The 3,329-nt window shown below is 34.0% G+C and carries 4 protein-coding genes; 2 read left to right on the forward strand and 2 right to left on the reverse strand.

The features are described from left to right. Positions 1-105: 105 nt before the first annotated feature. Positions 106-735, forward strand: coding sequence for a DUF1349 domain-containing protein (locus V7014_RS18895; protein WP_335509225.1), 630 nt, complete (start codon positions 106-108; stop codon positions 733-735). Between the two features lie 353 nt (positions 736-1,088). On the opposite strand, the gene V7014_RS18900 is transcribed toward V7014_RS18895, so the two are convergent. Together V7014_RS18900 and V7014_RS18905 are read right to left on the reverse strand one after the other, a co-directional pair. Then, a complete protein-coding gene (locus V7014_RS18900) occupies positions 1,089-1,493 on the reverse strand; it encodes a RidA family protein (RefSeq protein WP_438824939.1) in 405 nt (134 codons plus the stop codon). Between the two features lie 238 nt (positions 1,494-1,731). Beyond that, positions 1,732-2,091: a class I SAM-dependent methyltransferase gene (locus V7014_RS18905; protein WP_335509226.1), complete on the reverse strand. Its 360-nt coding sequence runs from the start codon at positions 2,089-2,091 to the stop codon at positions 1,732-1,734. Between the two features lie 400 nt (positions 2,092-2,491). Between V7014_RS18905 and V7014_RS18910 the strand changes: the two genes are divergently transcribed. After that, complete coding sequence (locus V7014_RS18910; RefSeq protein ID WP_335509228.1) at positions 2,492-3,079, forward strand: SET domain-containing protein; 588 nt, start codon at positions 2,492-2,494, stop codon at positions 3,077-3,079. The last annotated feature ends 250 nt before the right edge of the window (positions 3,080-3,329 follow it).

Consider the following 3,329-nt stretch of genomic DNA (forward strand, 5'->3'; position numbering starts at 1 on the left):
ATCTATAGGTATAATAAGTAGAAAATCTAATACATAAAAACAAATTGATATTAAGCATCACACGTTCAAAATGCAAAAAAAGAATTTGTAAAGGTGGTAACAATTTTGAATGATAGTATTATATTGATAGAGGATTTCAACAATGCCAAAATAGATAAAAATTTAAAATGGTTTTCTCCACCCAAAGAGTGGAAGATAAATTCCAAAAGCTCGACCATAAATATTAAAACTGAAAATCAAACAGATTTTTGGCAAAAAACACATTATGATTTTCAAGCTGATAATGGACATTTTTTGTACTATGAAGTAAATGGAGATTTTAGATTAACTACTAAAGTAAAATCTAAACCAAAGAATAGATACGATCAATCGGGCTTAATGGTGCGATTTTCAAGTAAAACTTGGTTAAAGACTTCTATTGAATACATACCGGATGCTAATAATAAATTAGGTGTTGTTGTAACAAATCAAGGTTATTCTGATTGGTCAAGTCAGGATATTTCAGAGGATCAGGCTACCCTTTTTTATCGAATAACTAGAAGAAAAAATAATTACTATGTTGATTTTTCAATAGACGGTTTTTCGTGGAGACAAATAAGAATGACACACCTCTTTGAAGAAAATGATAACCTTCAAGTAGGTATCTATGCTTGTAGTCCACAAGGCGAAGGCTATGAAGCAGAATTTGACTTTATCAAAATTGAAACAATAAGTAGTGACACAAAAGTTTACTAACACATTTTATACACTAATAAAGATACTCGTAATATTAATCATGACTAATATTACGAGTATCTTTTTCCATGCAAACATATATCTCCACCATAACAAATTTCTTCCTTAATAAGATATTTTTTCAGACATATTTATAGCTTAAAAACAACTCCCTAAGAGAGGTAGTACTGAGATTGTTTCCATCTTCTTTCATTTCTTTATACATTGTCATTTTAATCTTGTCTTCAAGTGTACATTTCCCCATAGGAAAAAACAGAGCTTGGATTGTTAGCTGTGTCTAGCAATCCAAGCTCTGTTCACTTTTTCGACATCCTAAATGCCTCTACATAGACACTTATTTTTAGACTTTATAATCAACCTGCAGCCCAAACATCTAATTCTATTTTTAATTCGGGTAAACCTAATCCTTTAATATAAGCAATCGTCATTGAAGGAGGTGTGGTACCGAATACTTTATTCCAAACTTCATCGAAATGATCCCAATCAATTTCTTCTGTAGCCCAAATGTTAATTTTTATTACATTATCAGGCGTCAATTGTTGGGAAGAAAGGATTTCAACGATATTGTTCATTGTATTTGTTACTTGTTGATTAAAATCTGCTGGGATATTATTATTTTTATCTATTCCAATTTGACCAGAAAACACATATATTTCAGAATTTCTACTTACTTTTGTTACATGACTGTAGTTTCCAACAGGTTTCGCAATATTTTCTGGATTATATCTTTTTACTAAATTATTATTTAAATTGATCAAGTGAAAGTCTCCTTTTAAATAGAAAATACATAAACCTGAACAAGTTACATATTTTCGCTGTTTTTTAATTTCCCTTAATTTTGGACAGACTTATCCCGTCAATAATCAATTCTAGAAAAAAACAGCAGTAGAGTACCCGATACCTAAAGATAAATACTTAATCGATTTCTTTTTCATCAGGTATCCCCTCCTTAATAGTTAAAAGTAAAATGACTTACATCAAAAGATTAACATTAACTCAAGAGTAATGAAAGTATAATCTTTTTTTATCGATCAGGTCAAAGGTTTCCGGTTTAAAGCCCATATCAAACATTGAAACATTCTGCACACATACTCTGTCTTCAAGCCGCATCTGTTGAAGTTTTTCCTTTAGTGACAATAAGCTTGTTTCATTTGTATCAATCGATGTTATATGTGCATTAGGGTATTCTTCAGCTAAAAGTACAGTGTGAACACCAGTTCCGCACCCTATATCTAAAATATTTATTTCTTTTTTTCTGTCTATGTCTAATAATGAAATTGCCTTTACTGTTGATTCTTCACTTCCTGGACCTTGTCGTGTGAGCACATCAAAGGCTTCATAAAAATATTTCTCCACTAGTAAACACTCCTTATATAGTTAATTTTTATAAAGAAAATGTACTTACCAGAGATAAACATAAGTTAAACAAACAAAAACCTCCCATTTATTGTTAGCATATTCTATTCATTTCTTTATAGTAAGTCAAATTTCTCTATCATTTTTCCCTAATAGAATAAATTAAGGTTTGGAGAGTTCAAATTTCTAATGCAACTAAACTTCCCCGTTTTTGGAATAACCACAGCTCTTGATATAGAGGTAAAGCACTCGATTATGGAACAAAAATAAAAGAGCTTTCTCGTTTTCCAGGGGGACATTCCGCTGATTGAACTTGGATAAAATACGCGAACGAACGGTCACTTAAATGAAAATGCTGTATATAGTAATAGTAAGTTTTGAGAAAGGGTGAACAGAATCGATGATACATCCAGATACCGAGATTCGATTTGTCAATGAAAAGATTGGTGTGGGCGTTTTTGCCACAAAAATGATTCCAAAAGGAACGATTATCTGGGCATTGGATGATTTAGACATCATTCTCGAGGAAGATAAAATTGAATCGCTTGATCTCGTGCGAAGGGAAATCGTCTATAAATACTCCTACCTCAACGATGACGATTGCTACGTGCTATGCTGGGATCATGCCAGATATATGAATCACAGCTTTAGTCCAAATGTGGTATCGACGGTCTATGAGATTGAATTGGCATCGAGGGATATTCTTCCCGGAGAACAAATCACATGCGACTATGCTACGCTCGGGTTAGACGAACCTTTTGAGTGTGAACCGGAGGAAGGGACTTCTAGCACCGTAGTGATGCCGGATGATTATCTGCATCGCTACAAGGAATGGGATGAGTTGGCTAGGGAGGCATTCAAACAATTGAATCGAGTAGACCAGCCGTTGCGTCATCTGATTCGACCGGAATTCGTCGATAGGGTAAACGCGATTGCAGAGGGACGTGCCGAGCCGGATTCCTTTATTACGCTCTATGAAGAGGAATAAGGCAACTAAACAATCACCAGAAAATATGGAGCTGTTGGTTTGTCTACGTTCGTTCAATTGGTTTTTTTTGGCGATCCAGCAAGATGGAACATGAATTATCAACGTGAGGGTTTAAAACCCTGAAATAACCGTTCCTCTGCCAAGGTGTTAGTCTTTTTTCTTTTCTAGCAGGCTTGCGTATCTCGCAAGCCTGCTAGAAAACTTTCTTCAACAATCTGGCACTTTTGTGGAATAACAAAAAAAGAGCTGA

The sequence above is a fragment of the Bacillus sp. JJ722 genome (genome assembly GCF_036963345.1).
Classification (GTDB): domain Bacteria; phylum Bacillota; class Bacilli; order Bacillales; family DSM-1321; genus Bacillus_AD.

Excerpts from the sequence above, each read along its gene's own strand:
- V7014_RS18910 (WP_335509228.1), top strand. The coding sequence starts at position 2,492 with ATGATACATCCAGATACCGAGATTCGATTTGTCAATGAAAAGATTGGT.